General features: G+C 44.3%; 23 protein-coding genes and 1 other RNA gene. All 24 read left to right on the top strand.

What is annotated here, in order from left to right; translation table 11 throughout:
- Nucleotides 1-14 precede the first annotated feature (14 nt).
- The 24 genes from mutL to ABXS85_RS03945 all read left to right on the top strand — a co-directional run bounded on the left by mutL (nt 15) and on the right by ABXS85_RS03945 (nt 25,892).
- On the top strand, nt 15-1,961 hold the full coding sequence (gene mutL, locus ABXS85_RS04060) for a DNA mismatch repair endonuclease MutL (protein ID WP_353668756.1): 1,947 nt from the start codon (nt 15-17) through the stop codon (nt 1,959-1,961).
- Between the two features lies 1 nt (nt 1,962).
- Nucleotides 1,963-2,895 (top strand): tRNA (adenosine(37)-N6)-dimethylallyltransferase MiaA, encoded by a 933-nt coding sequence (miaA, locus tag ABXS85_RS04055; RefSeq protein ID WP_353668755.1) that lies wholly within the window; start codon nt 1,963-1,965, stop codon nt 2,893-2,895.
- 89 nt (nt 2,896-2,984) lie between these two features.
- Nucleotides 2,985-3,230, top strand: coding sequence for an RNA chaperone Hfq (gene hfq, locus ABXS85_RS04050; protein WP_353668754.1), 246 nt, complete (start codon nt 2,985-2,987; stop codon nt 3,228-3,230).
- Between the two features lie 35 nt (nt 3,231-3,265).
- A complete protein-coding gene (gene hflX, locus ABXS85_RS04045) occupies nt 3,266-4,555 on the top strand; it encodes a ribosome rescue GTPase HflX (RefSeq protein ID WP_353668753.1) in 1,290 nt (429 codons plus the stop codon).
- Between the two features lie 39 nt (nt 4,556-4,594).
- Nucleotides 4,595-5,839, top strand: coding sequence for an FtsH protease activity modulator HflK (gene hflK, locus ABXS85_RS04040; RefSeq protein WP_353668752.1), 1,245 nt, complete (start codon nt 4,595-4,597; stop codon nt 5,837-5,839).
- Nucleotides 5,839-6,720 (top strand): protease modulator HflC, encoded by an 882-nt coding sequence (gene hflC, locus ABXS85_RS04035; protein WP_353668751.1) that lies wholly within the window; start codon nt 5,839-5,841, stop codon nt 6,718-6,720. The genes hflK and hflC overlap by 1 nt, the downstream gene beginning before the upstream one ends.
- 167 nt (nt 6,721-6,887) lie before the next feature.
- A complete protein-coding gene (locus ABXS85_RS04030) occupies nt 6,888-7,085 on the top strand; it encodes a DUF2065 domain-containing protein (RefSeq protein WP_353668750.1) in 198 nt (65 codons plus the stop codon).
- A gap of 12 nt (nt 7,086-7,097) precedes the next feature.
- Nucleotides 7,098-8,267, top strand: a complete 1,170-nt coding sequence (locus ABXS85_RS04025) for an ATP phosphoribosyltransferase regulatory subunit (RefSeq protein ID WP_353668749.1) — start codon at nt 7,098-7,100, stop codon at nt 8,265-8,267.
- Nucleotides 8,268-8,311: 44 nt separating this feature from the next.
- Nucleotides 8,312-9,610: an adenylosuccinate synthase gene (locus ABXS85_RS04020; RefSeq protein WP_353669751.1), complete on the top strand. Its 1,299-nt coding sequence runs from the start codon at nt 8,312-8,314 to the stop codon at nt 9,608-9,610.
- A 210-nt stretch (nt 9,611-9,820) separates the two neighbouring features.
- Complete coding sequence (locus tag ABXS85_RS04015; RefSeq protein WP_353668748.1) at nt 9,821-10,519, top strand: response regulator transcription factor; 699 nt, start codon at nt 9,821-9,823, stop codon at nt 10,517-10,519.
- 6 nt (nt 10,520-10,525) lie between these two features.
- Nucleotides 10,526-11,833: an ATP-binding protein gene (locus ABXS85_RS04010; RefSeq protein ID WP_353668747.1), complete on the top strand. Its 1,308-nt coding sequence runs from the start codon at nt 10,526-10,528 to the stop codon at nt 11,831-11,833.
- Nucleotides 11,834-11,896: 63 nt separating this feature from the next.
- Nucleotides 11,897-12,247, top strand: an RNA gene (gene rnpB, locus ABXS85_RS04005) — RNase P RNA component class A.
- Between the two features lie 345 nt (nt 12,248-12,592).
- Entirely contained in the window at nt 12,593-13,048 is a 456-nt protein-coding gene (gene mraZ / locus ABXS85_RS04000; RefSeq protein WP_353668746.1) for a division/cell wall cluster transcriptional repressor MraZ, read from the top strand.
- Nucleotides 13,045-13,983, top strand: coding sequence for a 16S rRNA (cytosine(1402)-N(4))-methyltransferase RsmH (gene rsmH, locus ABXS85_RS03995; protein ID WP_353668745.1), 939 nt, complete (start codon nt 13,045-13,047; stop codon nt 13,981-13,983). Before mraZ ends, rsmH begins: the two co-directional genes overlap by 4 nt.
- Nucleotides 13,976-14,254, top strand: a complete 279-nt coding sequence (ftsL, locus tag ABXS85_RS03990; RefSeq protein WP_353668744.1) for a cell division protein FtsL — start codon at nt 13,976-13,978, stop codon at nt 14,252-14,254. Before rsmH ends, ftsL begins: the two co-directional genes overlap by 8 nt.
- Nucleotides 14,251-16,014, top strand: coding sequence for a penicillin-binding protein 2 (locus tag ABXS85_RS03985; RefSeq protein WP_353668743.1), 1,764 nt, complete (start codon nt 14,251-14,253; stop codon nt 16,012-16,014). Before ftsL ends, ABXS85_RS03985 begins: the two co-directional genes overlap by 4 nt.
- A gap of 3 nt (nt 16,015-16,017) precedes the next feature.
- The gene (locus ABXS85_RS03980) at nt 16,018-17,481 is read left to right on the top strand and encodes a UDP-N-acetylmuramoyl-L-alanyl-D-glutamate--2,6-diaminopimelate ligase (RefSeq protein ID WP_353668742.1); all 1,464 of its coding nucleotides are present in this window, start codon (nt 16,018-16,020) and stop codon (nt 17,479-17,481) included.
- Nucleotides 17,471-18,817, top strand: coding sequence for a UDP-N-acetylmuramoyl-tripeptide--D-alanyl-D-alanine ligase (gene murF / locus ABXS85_RS03975; protein WP_353668741.1), 1,347 nt, complete (start codon nt 17,471-17,473; stop codon nt 18,815-18,817). Before ABXS85_RS03980 ends, murF begins: the two co-directional genes overlap by 11 nt.
- A gap of 14 nt (nt 18,818-18,831) precedes the next feature.
- Nucleotides 18,832-19,914: a phospho-N-acetylmuramoyl-pentapeptide-transferase gene (mraY, locus tag ABXS85_RS03970; protein WP_353668740.1), complete on the top strand. Its 1,083-nt coding sequence runs from the start codon at nt 18,832-18,834 to the stop codon at nt 19,912-19,914.
- Between the two features lie 10 nt (nt 19,915-19,924).
- Nucleotides 19,925-21,271, top strand: coding sequence for a UDP-N-acetylmuramoyl-L-alanine--D-glutamate ligase (murD, locus tag ABXS85_RS03965; RefSeq protein ID WP_353668739.1), 1,347 nt, complete (start codon nt 19,925-19,927; stop codon nt 21,269-21,271).
- Entirely contained in the window at nt 21,268-22,455 is a 1,188-nt protein-coding gene (gene ftsW / locus ABXS85_RS03960) for a putative lipid II flippase FtsW (protein ID WP_353668738.1), read from the top strand. Before murD ends, ftsW begins: the two co-directional genes overlap by 4 nt.
- Nucleotides 22,452-23,525 (top strand): undecaprenyldiphospho-muramoylpentapeptide beta-N-acetylglucosaminyltransferase, encoded by a 1,074-nt coding sequence (gene murG / locus ABXS85_RS03955; protein ID WP_353668737.1) that lies wholly within the window; start codon nt 22,452-22,454, stop codon nt 23,523-23,525. The genes ftsW and murG overlap by 4 nt, the downstream gene beginning before the upstream one ends.
- On the top strand, nt 23,522-24,943 hold the full coding sequence (murC, locus tag ABXS85_RS03950) for a UDP-N-acetylmuramate--L-alanine ligase (protein WP_353668736.1): 1,422 nt from the start codon (nt 23,522-23,524) through the stop codon (nt 24,941-24,943). Before murG ends, murC begins: the two co-directional genes overlap by 4 nt.
- 1 nt (nt 24,944) lies before the next feature.
- Nucleotides 24,945-25,892, top strand: coding sequence for a D-alanine--D-alanine ligase (locus ABXS85_RS03945; RefSeq protein WP_353668735.1), 948 nt, complete (start codon nt 24,945-24,947; stop codon nt 25,890-25,892).
- Nucleotides 25,893-25,905 lie beyond the last annotated feature (13 nt).

The raw sequence follows: 25,905 nt of genomic DNA, 5'->3' as shown, positions 1-25,905 counted from the left end.
ACAAAAGGTCGTTAATGAAAAGAATTCATCTTTTATCTCCTCGTCTTGCCAACCAAATTGCTGCAGGTGAAGTGGTTGAGCGACCAGCGTCCGTTGTTAAGGAATTGCTGGAGAACAGCTTGGACGCTGGTGCTTCTCAATTGGACATTGATGTAGAGCAGGGAGGCGTAAGACGCATAAAAATTCGCGACAATGGTGCTGGTATTGTCAAAGACGATCTGTCCTTGGCGTTGAGTCGTCACGCCACCAGCAAAATTGTCACCTTGGATGATTTGGAAGCTGTGTCTACTCTGGGCTTTCGTGGTGAAGCTTTGGCCAGTATTAGTTCGGTTTCTCGTATGCATTTGACCTCGTTGGCAGAAGATGAGAGTGAAGCTTGGCGTGTTGAAGCAGAAGGCAAGGAGATGGCCGCGGCGATTCGACCGGCTTCCCACCCACAAGGTACCACCATTGACGTACGTGATTTGTTTTTTAATACACCAGCGCGCCGTAAGTTTTTGCGTACTGAAAAAACGGAGTTTTCTCACCTAGAGGAAGTGGTCAAACGTTTGGCGCTGAGTCGTTATGAGACTGGTTTTCGTTTAAGTCATAATGGCAAACAGGTATATGATCTTCGACCAGTGACGGATCAGTTGCACGCGGAACACAGATTGGCCACCTTGTTAGGTAAGAAGTTCATTGAAAATGCTCTGACATTAGATGTGGAAGCGGCTGGTTTGCGCTTATGGGGCTGGATAGGGCTGCCAACCTTTTCTCGTTCACAAGCGGATTTACAATATTTCTTTGTCAATGGCCGAGTGGTTAAAGATAAGTTGGTGGCGCATGCGGTGCGACAAGCGTATCGGGATGTTTTGTATAACGGTCGACATCCAACATTTGTGTTGTATTTAGAGCTGGATCCTTCCACTGTGGATGTCAATGTGCATCCAACCAAGCATGAAGTACGTTTTCGTGATGGTCGTCTAGTACATGACTTTTTATTTAGTCGTATCCATAAAGCCATTGCCGATGTGCGTCCAGAATCAGAAGCGGCTCCAACGGGTGTAACGGATTATCAAAATGAAGCGGCAGTGAATTCGCAACTGTCTGAACAATCGGCTTTGCCTTTAGCCAATCGTCCTTCTTCTGGAATGGATTGGATGCGTCAAACAGATTTTCAAAAGAGTTCGCAAAATAATGCTCAAAATCCATCTGGAGATTCCATTCGTAGTCAGTTAAATGGCATACAGCGTTTTTCTGGATACGCAGAGGGTTTTACCTCATCAAGTTCACCATTCGTTGAGCAGATAGACCCTGAAACTGGCGAAGTGACTCAGGTAGCGACGGCGTCATCGGTAACCCCTTTTGACCATGTGGCGGAAAAGGATTATCAAAAAGTGCCGCCCTTGGGTTATGCCGTGGCGCAAATTCATGGTGTCTATATTTTGTCTGAAAGTGAGCAAGGTTTAATTGTCGTGGACATGCATGCAGCTCACGAGCGCATAGTGTATGAGCGTATGAAAAATGCTTTCTATGAAAAAAGCATTGCGACTCAACCCTTGTTGGTACCGATCAATATTTCCGTGTCACAAAGTGAGGCAGATCTGGTCGAGGAGAGCGGTCACGTATTTGAGGCTTTCGGTTTTCAAGTCGAGCGAACTGGCCTGGAAAGCGTCATGGTAAGAGAAGTGCCTATTATTCTGATACGAGGGGATGTGGAGAATTTAGTGCGTGACGTGATCAGTGATTTATCAACCAATGGAGTCTCGGATTTATTGGAGTCAAGAGCGAATGAGTTGATGGCTTCTATGGCGTGTCACGGTGCAGTGCGTGCCAATCGTAAATTGACCATAGAAGAAATGAATAGTTTACTGCGTGATATGGAAATCACGGAACGCAGTGGGCAATGCAACCACGGACGACCGACATGGGCATATTTAAGTATGTCTGATTTAGATAAACTATTTTTACGGGGTCGCTAACATGGCTAAGCCAAATGTATTGTGTTTAATGGGGCCGACGGCCTCAGGAAAAACTGGCTTAGCGGTAGAACTGGCTGAACAGCATGGTTTTGAGATCATTAGTGTTGATTCGGCCTTGGTTTATAAAGGAATGGATATAGGTACGGCAAAACCTGAGGCTGAAGTACTGGCTAGAGCGCCGCATCGTTTGATTGATATTATTGATCCGATTGAGTCTTACTCAGCGGCGGATTTTGTGGTCGATGCCGTAGCCCATGTTGATGATATTTTGGCAAAAGGGAAAAAACCATTACTGGTTGGCGGAACCATGATGTATTTCAATGCGTTGCAAAAAGGCTTGGCCGATATGCCCAAAGCCGATGCCGCATTACGTCAACAGATAGAAGCGGAAGCCGCTCAGCTTGGTTGGGGGGCTTTGCACGCACAACTGGCTGAAGTGGACCCTGCTGCAGCGGCGCGCATTCATCCCAATGATCCGCAACGATTACAGCGTGCGTTGGAGGTCTACCGTTTAACGGGAAAAACCATGACGCAATGGTGGGCAGAACAGGAAAAAATGGCTTTACCATTTAACATGATTAATATAGCGGTTATGCCCAAAGAAAGAAGCGTATTACATGAACGTATTGAGCAGCGTTTTTATCAGATGATGGAGCAAGGTTTTTTAGCTGAGGTTGAAGCGTTATACCGACGTGGTGATTTGACCAGTGAAATGCCATCCATGCGCTGTGTCGGCTATCGGCAACTTTGGCAGTATTTAGACGGTGACGATTTATTAGAAGATGCTATCTTTAAAGGAGTGGTCGCGTCGCGTCAGCTAGCGAAGCGACAGCTGACTTGGTTGCGAGGTTGGGAGGATCTGAGGATTTTTGACAGTTTGTCGCAAGATCTTGTCTCACAAGTCTTGAATTATACAGAAAGCAGGATTATATAGGGGAAATAATAAAAATTTTGGTGTAGTATCTACGGTATTGTTTTTTCAATATTTAATTTTTAGTTTTCGCTTTTTTTAAGGAGATTCCGATGTCAAAAGGGCAATCATTACAAGACCCTTACTTAAATGTTCTACGCAAGGAAAGAATACCTGTGTCAATCTTTCTTGTGAATGGGATTAAACTTCAAGGCCAAATTGAATCATTTGATCAGTTCGTGATTCTTTTGAAGAACACAGTGAGCCAAATGGTATATAAACATGCTATTTCAACTGTAGTGCCTTCTCGTACAATTCGCATCCCGTCTCCTGATCAGCCGGAAGATGCCGCTGAATAGTTTGTCTGAGATAAGGCAAACAGAGGAATACTAGATTGTTTTTTGAACGCCCAGATAGTGGTGAAATTGCTGTTGTGGTTCACATTGATTTTCATGATCAAAATGAAAGCTATGGTCCAGAAGAGTTTGTTGAGCTTGCTATATCGGCTGGTGCTGACCCTGTGGCAGTGGTGACAGGGTCCCGTCAGCGCCCCGATGCTAAATATTTTGTTGGCAGCGGAAAATTGGATGAAATTAAAGATATTGTGGATCAGGAAGAAGCCCAAGTGGTATTGTTCGATCACGCTTTATCGCCATCTCAAGAACGTAATTTAGAAAGTGTTTTGAAGTGTCGAGTATTAGATCGTACTGGTCTGATTCTTGATATCTTTGCGCAACGTGCACGTACCCATGAAGGTAAACTGCAAGTTGAACTGGCCCAGTTGCAGCACATGTCTACTCGCCTTATTCGGGGTTGGACTCACTTAGAGCGCCAAAAAGGCGGTATCGGTATGCGTGGGCCGGGTGAAACCCAGTTGGAAACCGACCGTCGTTTATTGCGTGTGCGAATAAAATCCATTCAAAAACGCTTAGATAAAGTGGGTACACAGCGTGACCAGAGCCGACGTTCTCGTTCTCGTTCAGCGGTACCAACTGTCTCTTTAGTGGGTTATACCAACGCCGGTAAGTCTACCTTGTTTAATCGTGTGACGGGTTCTGAAGTCTATGCAGCAGATCAATTGTTTGCGACCTTGGATCCGACTCTACGTCGTTTGGATTTAGAGCAGATCGGCTCCGTAGTGTTAGCGGATACCGTTGGTTTTATTCGACATTTGCCTCATCGTTTGATTAATGCTTTCCAAGCGACTTTGAAAGAGTCTGCAGAGGCAGATTTGCTATTGCATGTAGTTGATGCGGCTGACGTGTCTCGTGACGATAATATGCTGCATGTGGATGACGTGTTAGAAGAAATTGGTGCCAAAGACGTGCCGACTTTACTGATTTTTAATAAAATTGATGCACTTTCTACCGCTGAGCCACGTATAGATAGAGACGAACAAGGGAACCCTCGTCGAGTTTGGTTGTCTGCACGTGACGGAGATGGAATGGATTTGCTAAAACAGGCCATCGCTGAGTTGCTGGCGGTGGACGTATTCAGTGAAACATTGCGTTTGCCAAGTCATTATGGGCGCTTACGTGCTATGTTGTTTGAACAAGGCGCGGTAAAGTCAGAAAGCTTTGATGACGATGGTCGCTTTGTGTTGGATGTGAAGCTACCAAAGAAAGACTATTTACAGATTTTGGCCCGTGTTGGTATGTCTGAAGAGCAGATAGAAGCCGCATAGGTAACTGGAATTATCATTAAAATAAAGTGGAGATGTAGTATGGCCTGGAATGAACCGGGTAATAACGACAACGACCCATGGAATCCAGATAAAAACCGTAGTAATGGTACTGGTCGCCCAGATGAAGGTCGCGATAAAGAAAAAGGTAATGATCCTTGGGGCCGTCCATCAGGAGGTAAGGAACAAGGTCCACCAGACCTTGATGAAGCCTTTAATAAATTGATGGACATGTTAGGGGTGAAAAAATCTCGTAAAGGTGGCGGTTCCAGTAATGGCAGCTCAGGTTTCTCTGGCAAGTTCAGCGGTGGCTTAGTGGTTATCGTGCTATTGGCTTTATTTGCTTTGTGGGCGGCAACGGGTGTGTATCAGGTTGACCAACAAGAGCGCGGTGTGGTTCTGCGTCTTGGTAAATACCATAGCACTGTGATGCCAGGCTTACATTGGAATCCACCTTTAATTGACAGCGTGAGTAAAGTGAACGTAACCAAAGTACGTTCTCATGATCACAAAGCGCTTATGTTGACGGTTGATGATGCCATTGTAGAAGTGGGCGTTTCAGTTCAATACTCAGTACAAGACCCAAAAGACTTTTTGATCAATGTGCGCAATCCTGAAGAGTCTTTGGCGCAAATGACAGAGAGTGCTTTACGCCATGTAGTGGGCAGTTCACAGATGGGACAGATTCTGACAGAAGGTCGTGAGCTGTTGGCTGATGAAGTGAAAACACGTATTCAGAATTACAGTAATGCTTACGGTACTGGTTTGTTGATTTCGAAAGTCAACGTTGAAAACACACAAGCGCCTACACAAGTTCAAGAAGCGTTTGATGATGTAATCAAGGCCAAAGAAGATGAGTTACGGGTGAAAAATGAAGCTGAGGCTTACGCCAATGGTGTGATTCCTGAAGCACGTGGTCGTGCACAGCGTATTCGAGAGGAAGCGGAAGCATACCGTTCCGAAATTATCGCTCGAGCCAGTGGTCAAGCAGATCGTTTTGATCGATTGTACCGCGAATATACCAAAGCGCCTGAAGTGACTCGTCGTCGCTTGTATATCGAAACGGTTGAGTCTGTTTACAAAGACGTGAATAAAGTGGTGGTTGATACGGAAGGTGGCAACAATATGATGTATTTGCCTTTGGATCAGCTTATGAAGCAAGCGGCCACCTCTGCTAGAGATACAAGTAGCTTAGGTTCTTCAGACATCAGTAGCTTAGCGGATCAAGTAGTAAATGAGTTGCGTAAGCGTCAAGGTGTAACCGTTCGTAGAGAGGGCAGAAATTAATGAAAGGTTTTTCTTTTGTCGTTTTATTTGTCGTCCTGTTGGTGGTTTTGGTTGCTTCTCAGACTCTGTATGTTGTGAAAGAAACTGAACGTGCAGTGGTGTTGCGATTTGGTGAAATTGTTGAGGATGATGTCAAGCCAGGCTTACATTTCAAACTGCCCATTATGAACGAGGTGAAGAAGTTTGATGCGCGTATTCTGACGATGGATTCACGCCCACAACGTTACTTGACCTTGGAGCAAAAAGCGGTAGTGGTAGATTCTTATGTAAAATGGAAAATTGATTCGGTTGCTAAGTTCTATCAAGCCACTTCGGGTGATGAGTTTGTTGCTAACCGTGTTTTGTCTTCACGAGTAGATACAGGTTTGCGTAACAAGTTTGGTGAGCGAACCATGCACGAAGTGGTGTCTGGAGAGCGTGATTTGCTCATGACAGAATTGCGTGATGACCTAAATAAAGTCGCACAAAATGAATTGGGTATTTCTATTATCGATATCCGTGTTAAGCGAATCGATCTTCCACCAGATGTTAGTGAGTCTGTTTATCAGCGTATGAGAACGGAGCGTGAGCGTGAGGCGCGAGAACACAGATCAAAAGGTCTGGAGCTAGCGGAAGGTATTCGTGCTGATGCAGATCGTCAAAAAGTTGTACTGGAAGCTGAAGCACAACGTGACGCGGAAATGATTCGTGGTGATGGCGATGCCCAAGCGGCAGCTATTTATGCTGAAGTGTATAAACAAGATCCTGAGTTTTATGAATTTTATCGTAGTCTCCAAGCTTATCGAGAAAGCTTTGTTGGTAATGGGAACTTGTTTGTACTTGAACCAGATAGTGAGTTCTTTAAGTATTTAAATAGCTCTACGGAAGGTGGTATCAAGTAATTCTTTTGTTGAGGGTACTCATAAAGGCGAAAGCAATTTTGTGGGTATCTTCGACAGATATTCGTGAATAATCGTCCGTTAAGCCTATTTGTTAAAATAGGAAACATGTTATTATTGCACAAACCGGGTTAGGCCCGGTTTTTTAATGGTCGGAATAAAGAGAATCTATGCAGGAATTGTTGCAGTCGCTACTGGTTGGCGTCAGCCTTTTATTGATCGCCGAGGGGATTTTGCCTTTTCTCGCGCCGCATTTCTGGCGTGAAATTATGGCTCGAGCTCTAGCCAGCTCCGACCTCAATCTACGTATCCTAGGGGCGGTTAGTATGTTTCTTGGAGTAGCGCTTCTTTTGCTGACACGAAGCTAAGAGGATAATTGAATGACGTTAGCAGATCGCTGGTTACTTCCTGAGGGAGTGGACGAAGCTTTGCCTGAGCAGGCTGCTAAAATAGAACACCTAAGAAGAACTCTGCTTAATCTCCATCAAGGTTGGGGATACCAACTGGTAATACCTCCTCTATTAGAGTACCTAGATTCCTTATTAACGGGTGCTGGTTCAGATTTAGAAATTGAAACCTTCAAAGTTATCGATCAGTTGTCGGGTCGCCTCATGGGGGTGCGTGCCGACTTTACATCTCAAGTGGCGCGTATTGATGCGCACTGTCTAAAAGAAGAAGGTGTTCAGCGCTTGAGTTACTGCGGCAGTGTGTTGCGTACTGTGCCATCTGGTTTAGATGGCACTCGCTGTCCGATTCAATTGGGAGCAGAATTATACGGTCATGGTGGTGTTGAAAGTGATATCGAAGTGCTCTCTTTAATGCTACAGACCTTAACTGTAGCAGGTTTGTCAAATCTAGTGCTAGATCTTGGGCATGTTGACATCGTTAATGGCGTGGTGGCGGCCTGTGGTTTAACGTCAGACCAAGAAACTAAATTGGCTGATTTGTATCGTGCCAAAGATTTGCCTGAGCTTGAGCGTTATGTTGAAACCCTTTCATTAAATGCTGAGCAAGCAAACTGGTTAATTCAATTACCTCGTTTGTGTGGTGGTTATGAAGTGTTGGAAAAAGCGGAAGCTTTGTTGGCGAATATCTCAGTGCCAGTGAAAAATGCCATTGCGCTTTTGCAGGACATGGCAAGGTCTGTAGAAAACCGTTTCCCAGCAGTGGGAATGCATTTTGATTTAAGTGATTTGGTGTCTTATAGCTACCACACAGGTGTGGTATTCGCAGCTTATGTGCCGGGTCATGGTAATGCGATCGCTCGTGGTGGTCGTTATAACAACATTGGTCACGTGTTTGGTCGTTCGCGTCCAGCAACGGGTTTTAGTACCGATGTTAAGGCTTTGGTGAGCCTCAGTGAAGTGGTGGTAGCGAAACCAAAAACGGTGATTTCTCCTGTTAGTCAAGATGCCAAGCTTTGGCATAAGGTGAATGCACTTCGTGCTGAAGGTTATCAGGTGGTTGAAGCACTGGAGGGTGACACAGCCAAAGAGGCGCAATACCAGTTGGTGCAAATGGATGGCGAATGGCAAATGCTGCCACGTTAACACAAGACTTTTCTTTAAGAACTATCTAAATGAGACCTGAAACTATGGGTAAAAACGTTGTTATTCTGGGCACACAATGGGGTGACGAGGGCAAGGGTAAGGTGGTTGACCTGCTTACTGAAGATGTTGCTGCCGTTGTGCGTTTTCAAGGTGGTCATAATGCGGGACATACCTTGGTAATCGACGGAAAGAAAACTGTTCTACACTTGATTCCTTCGGGTATCTTGCGAGATGGCGTACAGTGTATCATTGGTAATGGTGTGGTGTTATCGCCAGCGGCGTTGCAAAAAGAAGTGCTTGAGCTTCAAGAGCAAGGTGTGCCTGCGGTTGATCGTCTAAAAGTGAGTGCGGCTTGTCCATTGATTTTGCCATATCATATTGCCCTTGACCAAGCTCGTGAGCAAGCGAAAGGCGAGAAGAAAATTGGTACGACGGGGCGTGGTATCGGTCCTGCGTATGAAGACAAAGTGGCTCGAAGAGCCATTCGTGTTGGTGATTTATTGGATGCAGAGCGCTTTGCCAGCAAGTTGAAAGAAGTGTTGGAATACTACAACTTCGTTTTGACTCAATATCACAATGTTGAAGCCATTTCTTATGATGAGGTTTACGCGGAAGGTCTGCAAATGGCAGAGTTTCTTCGTCCTATGGTGGCAGATACCATCAACTTGTTGCACGATCTGCGTAAAGCGGGTGCGAACATCATGTTTGAAGGTGCTCAAGGTTCCTTGTTGGATGTGGATCATGGTACATATCCATATGTGACTTCTTCTAATACAACGGCAGGTGGCGCACCAGCAGGTACGGGGTTTGGTCCTTTGTATCTGGATTATGTTTTGGGAATTACTAAAGCTTATACAACTCGTGTTGGTTCTGGCCCTTTCCCAACAGAATTATTCTGCGAAAATGGTCAGCGTTTAGGTGAACGTGGTCATGAGTTTGGTGCAACAACAGGGCGTTCACGTCGTTGTGGTTGGTTTGATGCTGTGGCATTACGTCATGCGGTGCAAATCAACTCTGTATCGGGTATCTGTTTAACTAAACTGGATGTTCTGGATGGCTTCGAAACAGTAAAAGTCTGTATTGGTTATACGGATGGACAAGGTAATCCTGTTGCCGGTTCTTTGGTGGACAGTGAGGGTTATGAACAAGCTGAACCAACTTATGTTGAGTTGCCAGGGTGGAGTGAATCCACTGTTGGTGCGGAAAGCTTTGATGCTTTGCCGAAAAACGCGCAAGATTATATTCTTTATTTAGAGAAACAAGTTGGTGTGCCGGTTGATATTATTTCAACTGGTCCAGATCGTAACGAAACTATTGTTTTACGTGATCCATTTAAACAATAAGTTAATACATCTTCCTTAATTGTTTTGTAAAGAAAGCCGCAGTTTTGCGGCTTTTTTGTTGTTATAAATCCCATAGTTCAATATTAAGTATTCTTTGTAAATAGTGTGAAAAGAGGGGCGCGGGTGTGCTGCTGTCTAGGGTAATCTTTACAATTGAATTGAAGGCATATTATGTCGATATAATAAAGATTAGTGGAAGAGGATTTAAATATGATGAAGTTGTTGCTGGCTGATGATGACGCTCGCTTATCGGATTTAATAAAAGAATATTTTGATGGTGAAGGCTATGAAGTGATGCATGCTTGGAATGGCCGTGAAGCCTTGGAGTTGATGGCAAATGACATGCCCGATATTGTGATTTTGGATGTCATGATGCCTGAGTTGGATGGCTTCGAAACCCTTAAACAAATCCGTAATAAGAGTGCGGTCCCGGTTATTATGTTGACAGCGAAAGGGGATGATATTGATCGTATTTTAGGTCTGGAAATGGGGGCAGACGATTATTTATCGAAGCCATTTAATCCACGTGAATTGTTGGCTCGTATAAAAGCAATTTTACGTCGCGCTAGCCAGGAAAAAGAAGACGATCCAACCGCAGATATTGAGTTGTCCGGTGTGTTGTTGCGCCGTAAAGATCGTACTGTTTATCTAGAAGGTGAACTGGTTGAATTAACAACCTCTGAATATACATTACTTGAATGTATGTTAATGGCACCAGGTCAAGTTTTAACCAAACAAGAATTGTCTGAGAAGGCATTGGGCCGTAAATTAACCATGTACGATCGTAGTTTGGATATGCATATTAGTAATTTGCGTAAAAAAATAGGTAGTTTGGAAAATGGTGATCCGAGAATTAAAACGGTTCGTGGTGTTGGGTATATTTTTGTCGCAAACGATCAAGGCGCTTAATTTTTCATGAAAAACACTTTTCTGCGCGTGTTTCTTGTCGTGCTGCTTTCCAATATTGTGGTTGTCAGCATTGGTTTGAGCGTGGTTCAAATTGTTCAAAAACAAAATCAAGTATCTGCAGACTTATTGGGGGATGTGGGTGTCCAGCTCGTGTCCAGTTATGAGCAATTTGGTATTGCGGTGTTGGAAAAAGAAACAGCGCAAGCGGAGAAGCGTTTATCTGGTTCCATTTATTTGTATCAGGAAAATGGTAAGCCTTTATTGAAAGCCTTACCACGTAATTTTCGTGAGCAAAATTCGGCGGATGCGAATGGACAACCATCTGCGGACTTTCTACACAGCCAATTCATTCAAGTGATTGGTGGCAATAATGTTCAGTATTTGTTGATTTTTAAGCCCAATCCTGAGCTAAACTCCTTGGCTCCTGAGGCTGTGGTAGGCTTCTCCCTATTAGGTTTGTTGGTATCCAGCGGTGTATTGGCCTATTGGTTGCTTGGTCCCTTGCTTAAGTTGCAGCGTGTTGCTCGATCTTTTGGTCATGGTGAAATGTCCGTGCGGGTCGAGAATAAATTGGCGCGCCGGAGTGATGCGGTAGGTAAATTGGCGCGTGAGTTCAATGAGATGGCGGAACGTATTGAAACCTTGTTGTCTTCTAAAGAGCGCTTGATGCGTGATGTGTCGCATGAATTGCGTACCCCTTTAGCCCGAATCGAGGTGGCGTTAACCATCGCAGAAGATAAGCATGGCATGGATATTCAGAAAAATTACCTGTGTCGTATCCGTGATGAATTGCATGAATTAGACGAATTGATTGGTCAAGTGCTGACCCTGAGTCGTTTGGAAGCTGCGGCATTGGTTAAGGAAAGCATGGACGTGCAGGTGTGGTTGGATGAGATAGTAGCTGATGTGAATTTTGAAAGTCAGTTAAAAGGTATCTCCGTCACCAAAACGGGACGATTGCCTAAGACCTTGATAGGTGATCCGCTGCAATTGCGACATGCGATTGAGAATGTGCTGCGCAATGCCTGCTTTTATACAGGGAAAGGTGGCATGGTTGAAGTAGTTACAGATGAGAAGGCAGGTGAAGCCTTTATTTGTGTTAGAGATAATGGCCCTGGTGTGGATGAAGAGAAGTTAGAGAAGATCTTTCATGCTTTTTATCGTTCTTCTGAAGCAAGGGAAGCTAATAGTGGTGGTTTTGGTGTTGGATTGACTATTTCCCAGCGTATCATTCGTGCCCATAAAGGGAAGATTACTGCTAAAAATCGCCCAGAGGGAGGCTTGGAGGTTTGTTTTTGTTTGCCAATGAAATAGAAGTTCAGTTTGCCTGTTAAAATGCCTTGTCATTCTGTAGCGAGAGACGTAATATGCGCCTCGCAAGTTGGTCAGGCAGTCGCCGCTCATATATTTATGGGGGGAGGAAAGTCCGGGCTTCGCAGGGTAAAGTGCCAGGTAACACCTGGGGGGCGTGAGCCTACGGAAAGTGCAGCAGAAAATATACCGCCTAAGCAGTTTACTGCCGGTAAGGTTGAAATGGTGCGGTAAGAGCGCACCGCGCGACTGGTAACAGTTTGTGGCATGGTAAACCCCACTTGAAGCAAGACCAAATAGGAACTCTTTGGCGTGACCCGCGCTGAGTTCGGGTAGGTTGCTAAAGACGTGCAGTGATGTACGTATTAGATGAATGACTGTCCACGACAGAACCCGGCTTATCGACCAACTTGCTTTTTCTCATTTCTTTGTCTCTCAAGACTCATGTTGATAAGTAAAGCTATCGCTTTGTTCGATTGGCTTTGGTTTTAGCGTGTCCTTGTCCTTATTTCCCACTTTATACCCTTTTTTCATATTTTTGGTCGTCGAAAATGGGAATTGTCCCCATATTTTTCCTTCTTTATTGTTTTAAAAGTCTTTTTTGTTTCCAGAAGTACATGTTTTTACCACTCATTTGATTCTAGAGAGGTTTTGTTGTGCCTGCTTTTCATCAATTTTGCATTTTTTAACCAATATTTTTTTACTATTTTGGTGGAATGGTGTTAAATTGTGGGAGAAAGTGTCGATAAGTGGGATATAATTGTGTTTAGAGGGATTCATCAAGTCAGTGTGGATGCAAAGGGGCGCATGTCGCTTCCTGCTCGCTTGCGTGATGAACTCAGTCAATATGAGGAAGAAGGTGTGGTGGTCACCATAGATCCTGTTTCTCGTTGTTTATTGCTTTATCCCTTATCGGAGTGGGAGTTAATTCAGCAGAAGTTAGACAAACTGCCTACTTTTCAGCCACAAGCAAGGCGTTTGCAACGTTTGCTAGTGGGACACGCTACCGATTTAGAAGTAGACAAGGCTGGGCGAATTTTATTGCCGGCGCCACTTCGAGAATTTGCGCGGCTTGATAAAAAGCTCACCATTCTTGGTCAAGGCAAAAAACTTGAAATTTGGAGTCAAGAAGAATGGGATGCGCAACGAGAAGATTATTTATCCCAAGATGCGCTTGAGGACTTACAGACAGAAAGCATGATGGATATCTCTTTATGACAAATGCCGAACACGAACACATAAGTGTAATGCTTAATGAATCCGTCGATATGTTGGTGACCAACCCGGATGGGGATTATCTCGATGGTACCTTTGGGCGAGGTGGGCATACACGTTTGGTGTTAAGTCAGCTGAATAAAGGGCGTTTGTTAGGGTTTGATAAAGATCCTGTGGCGATTGGGTTTGGTCGACAACTTGAGCAAGAAGATGCGCGCTTTCACATCGTGCAAGACAGTTTTGCCAATATGCAAGAGCACATTTCAGTCGTATTTGGAACTGAGAAGATTGATGGCGTCATGATGGACTTGGGTGTTTCATCGCCTCAGCTGGATGATGCTGAGCGTGGTTTTAGTTTTATGAATGATGGCCCATTGGATATGCGTATGAATCCAAATGAGGGTATGAGTGCGGCTGAATGGATTGCTCACGTAGAAGAAAAAGAGTTAGCAGATGTCATGTATCAATACGGTGAAGAACGTTTTTCCCGCCGTATTGCTAAAGCAATATGTGAATATCGAGTGCATACGCCGATTGTCAGTACCTTGCAATTGGCGAAAATTATTGCGGAAGCAAATCCAGCTTGGGAAAAAGGCAAAAACCCTGCAACACGCGCCTTTCAAGGAATTCGAATTCATATAAATAATGAATTGGGTGATTTAGAAAAAGGTCTAGAAGCGGCAGTGGATGCTCTTAAAGTAGGTGGTCGTTTAGTAGTGATCAGCTTTCACTCATTGGAAGACCGTATTGTTAAGCGCTTTATGAAATTGAAGTCCAAAGGACCGGAATTGCCTCGACACTTACCGATTCAGAATGCGCATTTGGACATCAAATTCAAAACAGTAGGTAAGGCAATTAAACCTTCTAAGAATGAGGTAAATGATAATGTTCGCTCGCGCAGTGCGGTATTAAGAGTATTGGAGCGTGTCAGTGAATAAATCGAGATTCACACCCATCATCTTTTTATTTGGTGTGGTGGTGCTGACTCTGGTTTCTTTGTTCGTTGTGGTACAGGTTTATGAGTTTCGACAAGATTTTTCTTATTTACAAAAACTCAAGCAAGAAGAAGTGGATTTTGAAGTGAAATGGGGGCAGTTGCTTTTGGAGCAAAGTGCTTTAACTCAACCAAGTCGGTTGGAGCAGACAGCAATAAAGGATCTAAATATGCATGCGCCATCTCAAAATGAATTGATAATAGTGAAACCATGAAAACGTTAGAGAGTTCTCAATATATCGGTAAATGGCGCCTACGCTTTGTGTATGGAATGGCCCTCATTTTGTTTGTCGTGGCTGCTGGGCGTTTGTTTTATCTAACAGTGGTAGACAAAGCTTTTTTACAGAATCAGGGCGAGATTCGTGCTGTCCGAACTGAATCCATTCCTGCTACTCGAGGTATGATTTTGGACCGTCGTGGTGAGCCCTTGGCAGTTAGTACACCAACTTGGACTATTATTGCCAACCCTAAGGCCTTGTGGAGAATGCCGAGTGACCCTACCGTTGGAGTGGGCCCTGAGCAAGAGATCAAACGCTTGGCGGAAGTTATGGGGGTGGGGCGAGCATGGTTGCAAGAAAAGTTTGAGGCGAATAAAAATCGCTCCTTCATGTATTTACGTCGGCAAATACCACCACAAGAAGCCGATGCCATTATGGCGGCAAAGGTGTTAGGTGTTAGTAAGATGAAAGAGTACAAGCGCTTTTATCCAGCAGGTGAAGTGGCTTCTCATGTAGTGGGTTTTACTAATATAGACGATAAAGGGCAAGAAGGTATTGAACTGGCTTATGATGCTGCTTTGCAAGGACAGCCGGGTGAACGTCGTTATTTAAAAGATTTGTCGGGTAATATTATTCATGGTATCGGCGATGAAATACACGAGCGTCCTGGTGAAAATATTGAGTTAAGTATTGATCTGAGATTGCAATATCTGGCTTATCGAGAACTTAAGGCCGCAGTGACTGAGCATAGGGCGACATCCGCATCAGCAGTGATTTTGGATGTGAAAACAGGTGAGATTTTGGCCATGGTTAATCAGCCATCCTATAATCCAAATGATCGTTCTGCACTAGAATATGAAGAATTGCGTAATCGTGCTGTTATTGATTTGTTTGAACCTGGATCGACCATGAAGCCCTTTACCATTTCTGCAGCCTTGATGTCGGGGCAATATTCTACAGAATCTATTATTGATACCTCGCCTGGTTATATGCGCTTTGGTCGCTTCACCATTCGAGATGCAGCCAACTACGGCGCCATAGATTTTGAAAAACTGCTGATTAAATCCAGTAACGTGGGAGCTTCTAAAGTTGCTTTATCCCTATCGCAAGATGCGGTTTGGAATATGGATTATGAACTTGGTATTGGTTCGCCAGTTGGCATTGGTTTCCCTGGTGAGGCTACAGGTGTTTTGCCGTCCCATCCTAAGTGGCATCCAGCTGAAGTTGCTGCTTTATCTTATGGGTACGGTTTGTCTGTTTCCACACTTCAGCTTGCGCAAGCTTATATGGCCTTAGCTAATCATGGTTATCGTGTACCTGTCACCATTTTTAAGCAAGATATACCAGCCGAAGGAAAGCAGGTGATACCCAGCCAGGTTGCTGGTGATGTGGTGAAAATGATGGAAGCGGTTGTGCAACGAGGCTCAGGTAAAGCGGCACAAATTCCAGGCTATCGTGTGGCGGGTAAAACAGGCACGGTACACAAAGTTGGTTCAAAGGGTTATGAATACGATCAATACATTGCCTTGTTCGCCGGTGTTGCGCCGGCGTCAAATCCAAGATTGGCCATGGTAGTGATGGTAAATGATCCAAAAGGTCGTGAGTATTATGGTGGAGAAGTGGCGGCGCCAGTTTTTTCACGTGTGATGGAAGGTGCGCTCACCACCTTAAATATTTACCCAGATATGCCAGAAGGATTGCGGGAAGTAAGATTACAAACGAAAAAGCTTCCATATCAGGTGGCGCAAGGAGGCTAGCGTATGCCAGTCATTTCTCATCAAGATATACTTTCATTAGCGGGCTACTCTGAACAGGGTAGCCCGCATTCTGCTTTTTATAGCCATATAGAAACGGATAGTCGAAAGCTGGATAAAGATGGTGTGTTTTTCGCTTTGCCGGGTGTGACCTCAAACGGTTGGGATTATCTAGATGATGTTGTTGCGTTAGGTTGTCAGCTGGCAATCTTACCTACTGGCTTGAACGTTAAGAGGCAAGATATTCAACTGCTTGCTGTGGATGAGCCAATTGATCTTATGCTCTCATGCTTGCAAAAATTTGGTTCAATGCCAGCCAAAATGATGGCGGTAACTGGCACCAATGGCAAATCTTCTATTTGTTATTATGCTGCGCAATTGGCTGAAAAAGTCGGTCAGCGAAGTGGTCTTGTTGGAACCTTTGGTATCGGCCCTCTAGGTCAATTAGAAGCCGCCGAACAAACCACGCCAGACATTTTGACAATGCATAAAACCTTAATGTCCCTCGCACAGCAGGGCGTAGATTATGTGGCGTTTGAAGCATCTTCTCATGCCCTTGATCAAGGGCGTATTTTAGGAGTGACCTTTCAAACCGCAGTGTTTTCCAATCTAACCCGAGATCATCTAGATTATCACCTTACCATGGAAAATTACGCTGCAGCCAAGCAGAAATTGTTCTCTTACCCAAGCGTTGAGAATGCGGTCTTTTGTTTAGATGATGAATATGTTGCTTTTATGGCGCAACCTGCCATTAATGCTAATTGCTATTTTTACAGTGAGGCGAATCCGCAAGCCGATTTTTACACCAAGGATTTGCAACTTGAGCCAACAGGTTGTCGTTTTACTTTATGCCATCCTGAAGGTGAACAAGCTGTCTTTTTACCTCTATTAGGTCGATTTAATGTGCAAAATGCGTTGGCTGCATTGGCTTCACTCTGGCAGCAAACTGCGAATAAACAAAATTTAATTGCGGCATTACAGAGCTTGCAAGGTGCGCCAGGTCGAATGGATAAGATAGAAAAGCAAGGTGCGCCGTTAGTGGTAGTGGACTTTGCACACACAGCAGATGCTTTGCAGAGTGCTTTATCTGCAGTCAAAGAGCATACTAGTGGTAAGCTTATTTGTGTGTTTGGTTGCGGTGGCGATAGGGACAGAGGAAAGCGTCCTTTGATGATGGCAGCAGCAATGGAAAACGCCGATGATGTATGGCTAACCTCTGATAATCCACGTACTGAATCAGTCGCGCAAATATTTGCAGATGCGGTAGAGAAAATTGACACAGAGGCCTGTTATCATCAGCAAGCAGATCGGCGCTTGGCAATTCGTCAAGCAGTGATGTCAGCTTCGCCAAATGATGTTATTTTAATTGCTGGTAAAGGACATGAGACTTACCAAGATATTGATGGTGTTAAACATCATTTTGATGACAAAGAAGAAGCCAGTAAGGTGTTAGAAGAATATGTTAGTTAAATTGTCTCTGGAAGAAATGGCCCTCGCTTGTGATGGCGAACTGGTGGGAGACAATCAATTTGTTGAAAGTGTTATCACAGATACCCGCAAAATCGAGCCTAGTAGTGTCTTTGTTGCCTTACGTGGTGAGCATTTTGATGGTCACGACTTTGCCTATCAAGCCATTGAAATGGGGGCAGTCTGTGTAGTCAGTGATAGTGAGTTGCAAGGCATTTGTCATATTAAAGTGGAAGATACTCGAGTGGCGTATGGTCGAATTGCTAATCTAATACGTCATGCATTTCAAGGGCCGGTGATTTGCATTACTGGTAGCAATGGTAAAACCACTGTAAAAGACTGGCTTGCCCAATCCCTCAGTCATAAAAATGTGTTAAAAACCCGCGCTAACTTAAACAACCAAATTGGTTTACCGCAAACCTTACTGGAATTACAACCATACCATGAAGTGGCCGTGATTGAGGCTGGTACCAATTATCCTGGTGAAATTGCCAGTTTGGCGAGTATTGCTCAGCCAGATGTGGTGATTTTGACAAATGCCAGTGGTAGTCATTTTGAAGGTTTGGGCAGCTTAGAAGGCATTGCCATCGAAAAAGGCAGTTTAATTACGGGAGCTGCAGACAATGCCACTGTGATTTTGAATTCAGACGATGCTTTTTTTGATTATTGGTGTGGTATTGCTGGACAACGCAAGGTCTTGTCATTTGGTTTTACTGATAAAGCCAGTTTATTTGCCAAAGATATTGTGCTCGGTGCGCAATCTAGCCAAGTTACTTTGTGCTATCAAGGTGAAACTTTGTCTGTCGAAGTAGGAAGTCCTGGGCGTCACCAAATTGCCAATGGTATGGCGATTGTGTTGGCCTTGATGACAGTCGGAATGTCTTTTACTGATGCCGCTGGGAAATTGGCGCAAGCTGTTCAGGTGTCAGGTCGTTTGGAGCGTCTAAATACAAAAAAAGGCGCTCTGTTGATCAATGATTGTTACAATGCGAACCCCACTTCGGTGAAAGCGGCCATTGATGTGCTAACTATGCAAGCTGCCTCGGCAACTTGGTTGGTTTTGGGGGGATTGGGGGAGCTTGGCGAGCGTCAAGATGAATTTCATGCCGAACTAGGAGAGTATGCAAAGCAAAAAGACGTGTCACATTTGGTCTGTTTAGGGCCATTGGCAGCGATTGCAGGAAAAACTTTTGAGAATTTAGGTGGTGATGCGCATTTTTGTGATCACCATGAAGAAGCGGCTGTTGTTGTGCAAGAGCTAGATAAAAACCACGCTATTTTAGTGAAGGGCTCTCGCTCCGCTAAGATGGAAAAAATTGTAGAAAAATTAAAAGATTAGGATGTTCTTGAGCCATGTTACTTCTTCTCACAACCTATTTAAGTAAGTACCACACCTTTTTTACGGTATTTAACTATCTATCATTACGCGCCATTTTAGGGGTGTTAACTGCCTTGGTGATCTCTTTATTAATTGGTAATAAGGTGATTGTCATGTTGCAGCGGTTACAAATTGGTCAGGCGGTTCGAGATGATGGCCCGCAAACCCATTTGTCAAAAGCAGGCACACCAACTATGGGTGGTGCACTCATTATTTTTTCCATTTCCGTTAGTACCATCTTATGGGGTGACTTAACTAATCATTATGTATGGCTAGTGTTGTTGGTGATGTTGAGTTTTGGAGCCATTGGCTGGGTAGACGACTATCGTAAAGTAGTTGAGAAGAATCCTCGTGGTTTACCGGCTAAATGGAAGTACTTTTGGCAGAGCTTCTTCGGTTTGGCAGCAGCCGTGTTTCTTTACATTACTGCCACAACACCAGTGGAAACTTCTCTGATTGTTCCTTTGTTTAAAGATGTCGCTATTCCTTTGGGAATCTTCTTTGTTGTGCTTACCTATTTTGTCATTGTTGGCACCAGTAACGCAGTGAACTTAACCGATGGTTTAGATGGCTTAGCGATTTTACCTACGGTACTGGTTGGTGGCGCGCTAGGTATTTTTGCTTACCTGACTGGTAATAGTCAGTTCTCTGAGTATTTGTTGATCCCCTATGTGCAGGGAACAGGTGAGTTATTGGTGTTTTGTGCCGCTTTGGCTGGTGCTGGATTAGGCTTTTTATGGTTTAACACTTACCCTGCACAAATTTTTATGGGGGATGTGGGGTCTTTGGCGTTAGGTGCTGCGCTTGGTGTAATTGCTGTTGTAGTTCGTCAGGAGTTGGTGCTTTTCATTATGGGTGGTGTATTCGTAATGGAAACGGTATCGGTTATTTTACAGGTAGCGTCCTATAAATTGACCAAGCGTCGTATTTTTAGAATGGCACCCATCCATCATCATTTTGAATTAAAAGGTTGGGCAGAACCTAAAGTCATTGTGCGTTTTTGGATCATTACTGTGTGTTTAGTTTTGATCGGTTTGGCTACTCTGAAAGTTCGCTAGGAGAAGCATCATGTCGTTAATCGGGTCAGATCGAATAAGAGCCGTTGTCGGCTTGGGAGCGACAGGGGTATCTTGTGCCCGTTTTTTGTCTTCAAAAGACTTGGACTTTTATGTGGTGGATTCGCGAACGCAACCACCCGGGCTTGAAGAGGTAAAGGCTCATTGTCCTGAAGATCGAATCATGGTGGGTGATCTGGATGTGCTTGAAAGTCTTGGGGTGACTGAATTGTTTGTCAGTCCAGGTATTTCTTTAAAAACGCCAGTTTTGAAACGCTTAGCTGAAAAGGGTGTTGCTATGCGTGGTGACATAGATTTGTTTTGTGATTACGCCAATGCACCCTTTGTGGCCATTACAGGATCAAATGCCAAAAGTACTGTCACAACCTTGTTGGCTAAGTTGCTCCAAGCCTTGGGGAAAAAGGCCATAGCTGGCGGTAATCTCGGTTTACCAGCATTAGATTTATTAGCAGATGATAAAGACTATTATGTGCTGGAATTGTCCAGCTTTCAGTTGGAAACGACTCATGCCTTGAAAGCAGATGTGGCATGTTTGCTCAACGTTTCAGAAGATCATATGGATCGTTATGACGATTTATATGAATATCAAAGAGCCAAACAACGGGTTTATCGTGGTTGTAAAGCAGCAGTCTGTAATAAGCAAGATATTCTCACTGCACCTTTATTAGCTGAAGGTGTCCCTGTGCGAGCCTTTACAACAAAAAGTCCTGACCTTAAAGAATTTGGTCTTCTAGCTGATGGTGAAGGAGCTTGGTTGTGTCGTGGTGTGGAGCGTCTTTACCATACAGATAATATCGCATTACAAGGCTCTCATAATCATGCCAATGTGTTGGCTTGTTTGGCGATGTTGGAATTGCTTAAAGTTGATATTAAGGCACCACAAGTTGCTGAAGTACTAGCAAGCTTTGGCGGTTTAGAGCATCGCTGTGAGACGGTGCGTAAGTATCTGGGAGTTACATACATTAATGACTCGAAAGGTACTAATGTGGGTGCTACTTTGGCGGCATTACAAGGATTAGGAAGCAGTCGAAAGAATATTATTTTGATCGCGGGAGGAGAAGGTAAGGGAGCTGATTTCAGTAGCTTAGCGAAACCGCTACAGCAATTTGTACGACACTTATATTTGTTTGGTAAAGACGCTGAACGTATTGCACACATTGTACCTGAAGATGTGGTTTTTTCGCGCTGTGAGACCTTGGATGAGATTGTACTTGCAGCCTCGTCAATGGCTGAAGAGGGCGACATAGTCCTGTTTTCACCCGCTTGCGCCAGCTTGGATATGTACAAAAACTATGAAGTGCGAGGTCAGCACTTTGTTTCTCTGGTTAATGCTCTATGAAGTGGTTGAGCCTTTTTGATCGCGTGTCGTTGGATGAATTTTCGCGAGTTGATGCCTTGTTTCTGACTTCCGTCACTGCGATTTTGGCGTTGGGTCTTATTATGGTGTCCAGCGCTTCTATTTCTATTTCTGAAAGTGTTCATGGTCACCCTTATTTCTTTATGGTTCGTCAAACGATTTACCTTGTTTTAGGACTGATTTTTGGTTGGATTATGCTGTCTTTGCCAACCAGTCAGCTGCAAAAATGGGGGATTTTGATGATGGGCCTGTCTCTGGTATTGCTGATTTTGGTATTAGTGCCGGGCATTGGAAAAAGCGTCAATGGTAGTCGTCGCTGGATAAATCTGGTGTTGTTTAATCTGCAAGCGTCGGAAGTAGCGAAAGTCTGTATGGTGGTCTACGTGTCTGGCTACTTGGTGCGCCGCGCTGATCGTGTACGACAAGGTTGGGTTGGCTTCGTGCTGCCTTTGTGTCTGTGCAGTATTTTTTTATTGTTTTTACTATTAGAGCCAGACTTTGGAGCCTCTGTTGTATTGCTTGGCACCGTGATGGTGTTGTTGTTTTTAGGTGGTGCTCCTCTGTATCAGTTTTTGTTACTGATGGCCGCAGCGGTTTCCATGTTGGCTTTGGTGGCTGTGTCGGAAAGTTATCGCCTCAAGCGCTTGATGAATTTTGTCGATCCGTGGGCAGATCCTTTTAATGAAGGTTATCAATTGAGTCAGGCCTTAATCGCTTACGGTCGGGGTGAATGGTTTGGTTTAGGCCTGGGCAACAGTGTGCAGAAGTTATCATATTTGCCAGAAGCTCATACCGATTTTGTGTTTTCAATTTGGGTAGAGGAGACCGGAATGATGGGGGGCCTCTTGCTAATACTGTTATTTGGTTTGATGGTCAGTCGCGCTTTTAAAATAGGTTATAAGGCTATGTCTCTTGGGCAGCCTTTCGCCGCATACATGAGTTTTGGGTTCGCTATTTTAATACTGGCTCAAGTCATCATTAATATTGGTGTCAATACAGGTTTTTTACCTACTAAGGGGCTGACTTTGCCATTAATTAGCTTTGGTGGCAGTAGTCTCATTATTACTATGGCAAGTTTGTTTGTTATTGCTCGAGTGGATGTAGAAAACCGTCGTGCAGAAGGTTCTGTTATTAACAATAGCCTAACAAAAGAGAGTGCAGGATGAGCAAAATGAACAGGGTCGTTATCATGGCGGGTGGAACAGGTGGTCATATTTATCCCGCTTTAGCCTGTGCTGAAGATTTTAAAAAGAAAGGAATGGAAGTGCATTGGTTAGGTTCAAAAGGTGGCATGGAAGAATCTATTGTGCCGCAGAACGAGATTCCATTGCATACTTTATCTATCAAAGGTGTGCGTGGTAAAGGGCTACTTGGGTTAGTTAGCGCGCCGTTTCGTATTCTTCATGCCTTAGGTCAGGCGATAGCTATTATGCAATCTATAAAACCGGATGTGGTGTTAGGAATGGGAGGATTTGTTGCCGGTCCGGGTGGTGTGGCGGCAAAGTTGTTGGGTATTCCTTTGGCCATTCATGAGCAAAATGCGATTGCAGGAACAACCAATAAATTGTTGGCGAAAGTAGCCAGTCTTCGTATGCAGGCTTTTAATAAGGCTTTGCCTAAGGCGTTGACTTTGGGTAATCCGGTACGTAGCGATATTTTGCACCAGCAGGTTAGAGCGTCAAGATTTGATTCAGCCAGGCCTCTGCGTTTATTAGTGGTTGGTGGCAGCCTAGGGGCTAAAGCGATTAACGATATGGTGCCAAAGGTGTTGGCTGAATGGCCATTTTCACAACGCTTAGATATATGGCATCAAACAGGTAAGCGTAATTTTACAGAAGTACAGAATGCGTACCGATCGCTTGGGGTGGAGGCACGTGTTGAGCCCTATTTGGAAAATATGAACCACGCCTATTATTGGGCTGATGTGGTTTTATGTCGTTCTGGTGCGATGACGGTTAGTGAATTGGCGATTGCTGGATTGCCATCCATATTAGTACCGTTTCCTTTTGCGATTGATGATCATCAAACAGAAAATGCACGTCATCTGGAAAAAGTAGGCGCTGCATATATGTTACCTCAGTCAGAATTAAGCAGTGAGAAGGTGATTTCTTTGTTAGCTGGGCTGCTGGAAAGTGACGAAACATTATTAAAAATGGGTGAGCAGGCAAAACTGATTGCCCACCCGAGGGCGACACAAGATGTCGTTGCACATTGCTTAAGGTTAGTGAAATCATGATGGAAAACAAAGTTCAATACGATATCCCGACTATGCGTCGTATCCAAAATATCCACTTTATTGGTATTGGTGGTGTCGGAATGTGTGGTATTGCCGAAGTATTGCATAATCAAGGATATAAGGTATCTGGCTCTGATCTCAAAGCGTCTTCTACGACGAAACGATTGGCAGAGTTAGGTATTAAGATCTGCATAGGACATGAAGAAGGTAACGTCCTTGATGCGCACGTTATTGTCGTATCTACCGCTATTAATGAAGCGAATCCGGAAATTATCTGGGGTAAAGAACATCGTATTCCTATTGTTCGTCGTGCTGAAATGCTGGCTGAGCTCATGCGCTATCGTCACGGTATTGCGGTGGCTGGGACGCATGGTAAAACCACCACTACTAGTTTGATGGCATCCGTTTTGGCAGCAACTGGGGAAACGCCAACTTTTGTTATTGGTGGGCGTCTTACCAGTGCGGGAACCAATGCTCAGTTGGGCAGTAGTTCATATTTGGTTGCCGAAGCGGATGAGAGCGATGCTTCATTTCTACATTTACAGCCTCAGACCGTGATAGTGACCAACATTGATGAAGATCATATGGATACGTATCAGGGGGATTTTGAGAAAGTAAAACATACCTTTGTCGAGTTTGTTCATAATCTACCCTTTTACGGTTTGGCTGTAATGTGTGTCGATGATGCCAATGTGCGTGAAATTTTGCCGCATTTGAGTCGTCCAGTGCTGACTTATGGGATAGATAATGAAGCAGATTTTTATGCTACAGACATTACTCAAACAGGCCGCTTTTGTGAGTTTATGGCTCATCGTCCAGAAGGGGAGCCGTTAAAGATTCGTCTGCCCATGCCGGGGCGTCATAATGTGTTGAATGCCTTATCAACCATTGCAGTAGCGACAGATTTGGGTGTCGACGCTGTCGCTATTCAGGCAGGGTTGATGGGCTTTGAAGGTGTAGGACGTCGTTTTCAAGAGCAACAGCCTTTGAAGTTGGCCGATCAATCGGAAGTGATGTTTGTGGATGACTATGGTCACCATCCAAGTGAAGTGATGGCAACCATCAGTGCGATTCGCGAAGGTTGGCCTGAAAAACGTTTGGTGATGGTGTATCAACCGCATAGATATTCCAGAACACGAGACCTTTATGAAGATTTTGTGCGTGTCTTATCGCAAGTAGATGTGTTGCTATTGTTGGAGGTTTATCCTGCGGGTGAGCAGCCAATAAATGGCGCTGACAGTCGTTCTCTTTGTGGCAGTATTCGCCAACGGGGCAATGTGGATCCAATTCATGTTGGTGGTGAGGCGGATTTGCGTTCTATTCTCAAGAACGTTTTACGTGAAGGGGATTTGTTAATTACTCAAGGCGCGGGAGATATCGGAACTGTGTCAAAAAATCTGTCGGCGCAAGGGATCTAATATGACTAAGAGTTTTAAAGAATCCATCATTGCCGTTATTTATGGTGGCCGTTCTGCAGAGCGAGAAGTATCTCTAGAAAGTGGCACTATGATAGTGAAAGCTTTGCGTGATAAAGGTTACCAAGTCGAGGCGATTGATTTATTTGGTGCTAATAAAAATCTTGATCCTATTGCGCAATTGCAAGCGGTTGATTTTGATTTGGCTTTTATTGCCCTGCATGGCGGTGAAGGTGAAGACGGTCGTATTCAAGCTTTGCTAGAGCTTATGGGTAGGCCTTATACAGGTAGCTCACCATTAGCTTGTGGTTTTGCTATGGATAAGGTGCTGACTAAGCGCTTCTGGAAAGGCATAGGTATTCCAACACCTGCTTATATGTCATTTTCCGACAAAGCTGATGTGGCTAGCATTGAGCAACAAATGTCTTATCCTTTGATTGTGAAGCCGTCTCGAGAAGGTTCCACTATTGGTATTAGTAAGGTGGCTAATCAGGAGGAATTGGCAACGGCTTTGAAACAGGCCTTGCAGTATGATTCCGATATTCTAGTAGAAGAGTTTGTGGATGGCCCTGAATTCACCGTTACAATTATTGATAATGAAGCTTATACGCCAATTGGTTTGCAGCCTTCACAAGAGCATAAGCTATATGATTACGAAGCTAAATACATTGCTGATGATACCCAATATCTATTGCCATGCGGTCTGAATGAAGCGGATGAGGCGGAATTGAAACAACTAGCCCTTGAGTCGTATCAGTCGCTTGGTTGTACTGGTTGGGGGCGAGTGGATGTGATGCGTGATCAGCAGGGCCAGTTTTGGGTGTTGGAAGTGAATACTGCACCGGGTATGACGTCTCACAGTTTAGTGCCTATGGCGGCAGCGTATCTTGGCTTGGATTACGCCTCCTTGGTGGAGAAAATCGCTCAGCAAGCTTTTGATAAAGCGAGATAAGCAAAAAGATGAG

Source organism: Marinomonas sp. THO17, from assembly GCF_040436405.1.
Lineage (GTDB): Bacteria > Pseudomonadota > Gammaproteobacteria > Pseudomonadales > Marinomonadaceae > Marinomonas.
Note: the sequence above shows the minus strand (reverse complement) of the source record. Positions and strands in the feature narration are given on the sequence as shown.

Bases quoted from the DNA above. Each gene is read 5' to 3' on its own strand.
- ABXS85_RS03980 (WP_353668742.1), top strand. From the start codon at position 16,018: ATGCCAGTCATTTCTCATCAAGATATACTTTCATTAGCGGGCTACTCT.
- murD (WP_353668739.1), top strand. From the start codon at position 19,925: ATGTCGTTAATCGGGTCAGATCGAATAAGAGCCGTTGTCGGCTTGGGA.
- mutL (WP_353668756.1), top strand. From the start codon at position 15: ATGAAAAGAATTCATCTTTTATCTCCTCGTCTTGCCAACCAAATTGCT.
- ABXS85_RS04020 (WP_353669751.1), top strand. From the start codon at position 8,312: ATGGGTAAAAACGTTGTTATTCTGGGCACACAATGGGGTGACGAGGGC.
- hflK (WP_353668752.1), top strand. From the start codon at position 4,595: ATGGCCTGGAATGAACCGGGTAATAACGACAACGACCCATGGAATCCA.
- hfq (WP_353668754.1), top strand. From the start codon at position 2,985: ATGTCAAAAGGGCAATCATTACAAGACCCTTACTTAAATGTTCTACGC.
- murF (WP_353668741.1), top strand. From the start codon at position 17,471: ATGTTAGTTAAATTGTCTCTGGAAGAAATGGCCCTCGCTTGTGATGGC.
- mraY (WP_353668740.1), top strand. From the start codon at position 18,832: ATGTTACTTCTTCTCACAACCTATTTAAGTAAGTACCACACCTTTTTT.
- murG (WP_353668737.1), top strand. From the start codon at position 22,452: ATGAGCAAAATGAACAGGGTCGTTATCATGGCGGGTGGAACAGGTGGT.
- ABXS85_RS03985 (WP_353668743.1), top strand. From the start codon at position 14,251: ATGAAAACGTTAGAGAGTTCTCAATATATCGGTAAATGGCGCCTACGC.
- murC (WP_353668736.1), top strand. From the start codon at position 23,522: ATGATGGAAAACAAAGTTCAATACGATATCCCGACTATGCGTCGTATC.
- rsmH (WP_353668745.1), top strand. From the start codon at position 13,045: ATGACAAATGCCGAACACGAACACATAAGTGTAATGCTTAATGAATCC.
- ABXS85_RS03945 (WP_353668735.1), top strand. From the start codon at position 24,945: ATGACTAAGAGTTTTAAAGAATCCATCATTGCCGTTATTTATGGTGGC.
- ABXS85_RS04030 (WP_353668750.1), top strand. From the start codon at position 6,888: ATGCAGGAATTGTTGCAGTCGCTACTGGTTGGCGTCAGCCTTTTATTG.
- ABXS85_RS04025 (WP_353668749.1), top strand. From the start codon at position 7,098: ATGACGTTAGCAGATCGCTGGTTACTTCCTGAGGGAGTGGACGAAGCT.
- hflC (WP_353668751.1), top strand. From the start codon at position 5,839: ATGAAAGGTTTTTCTTTTGTCGTTTTATTTGTCGTCCTGTTGGTGGTT.
- ABXS85_RS04015 (WP_353668748.1), top strand. From the start codon at position 9,821: ATGATGAAGTTGTTGCTGGCTGATGATGACGCTCGCTTATCGGATTTA.
- ftsW (WP_353668738.1), top strand. From the start codon at position 21,268: ATGAAGTGGTTGAGCCTTTTTGATCGCGTGTCGTTGGATGAATTTTCG.
- miaA (WP_353668755.1), top strand. From the start codon at position 1,963: ATGGCTAAGCCAAATGTATTGTGTTTAATGGGGCCGACGGCCTCAGGA.
- ABXS85_RS04010 (WP_353668747.1), top strand. From the start codon at position 10,526: ATGAAAAACACTTTTCTGCGCGTGTTTCTTGTCGTGCTGCTTTCCAAT.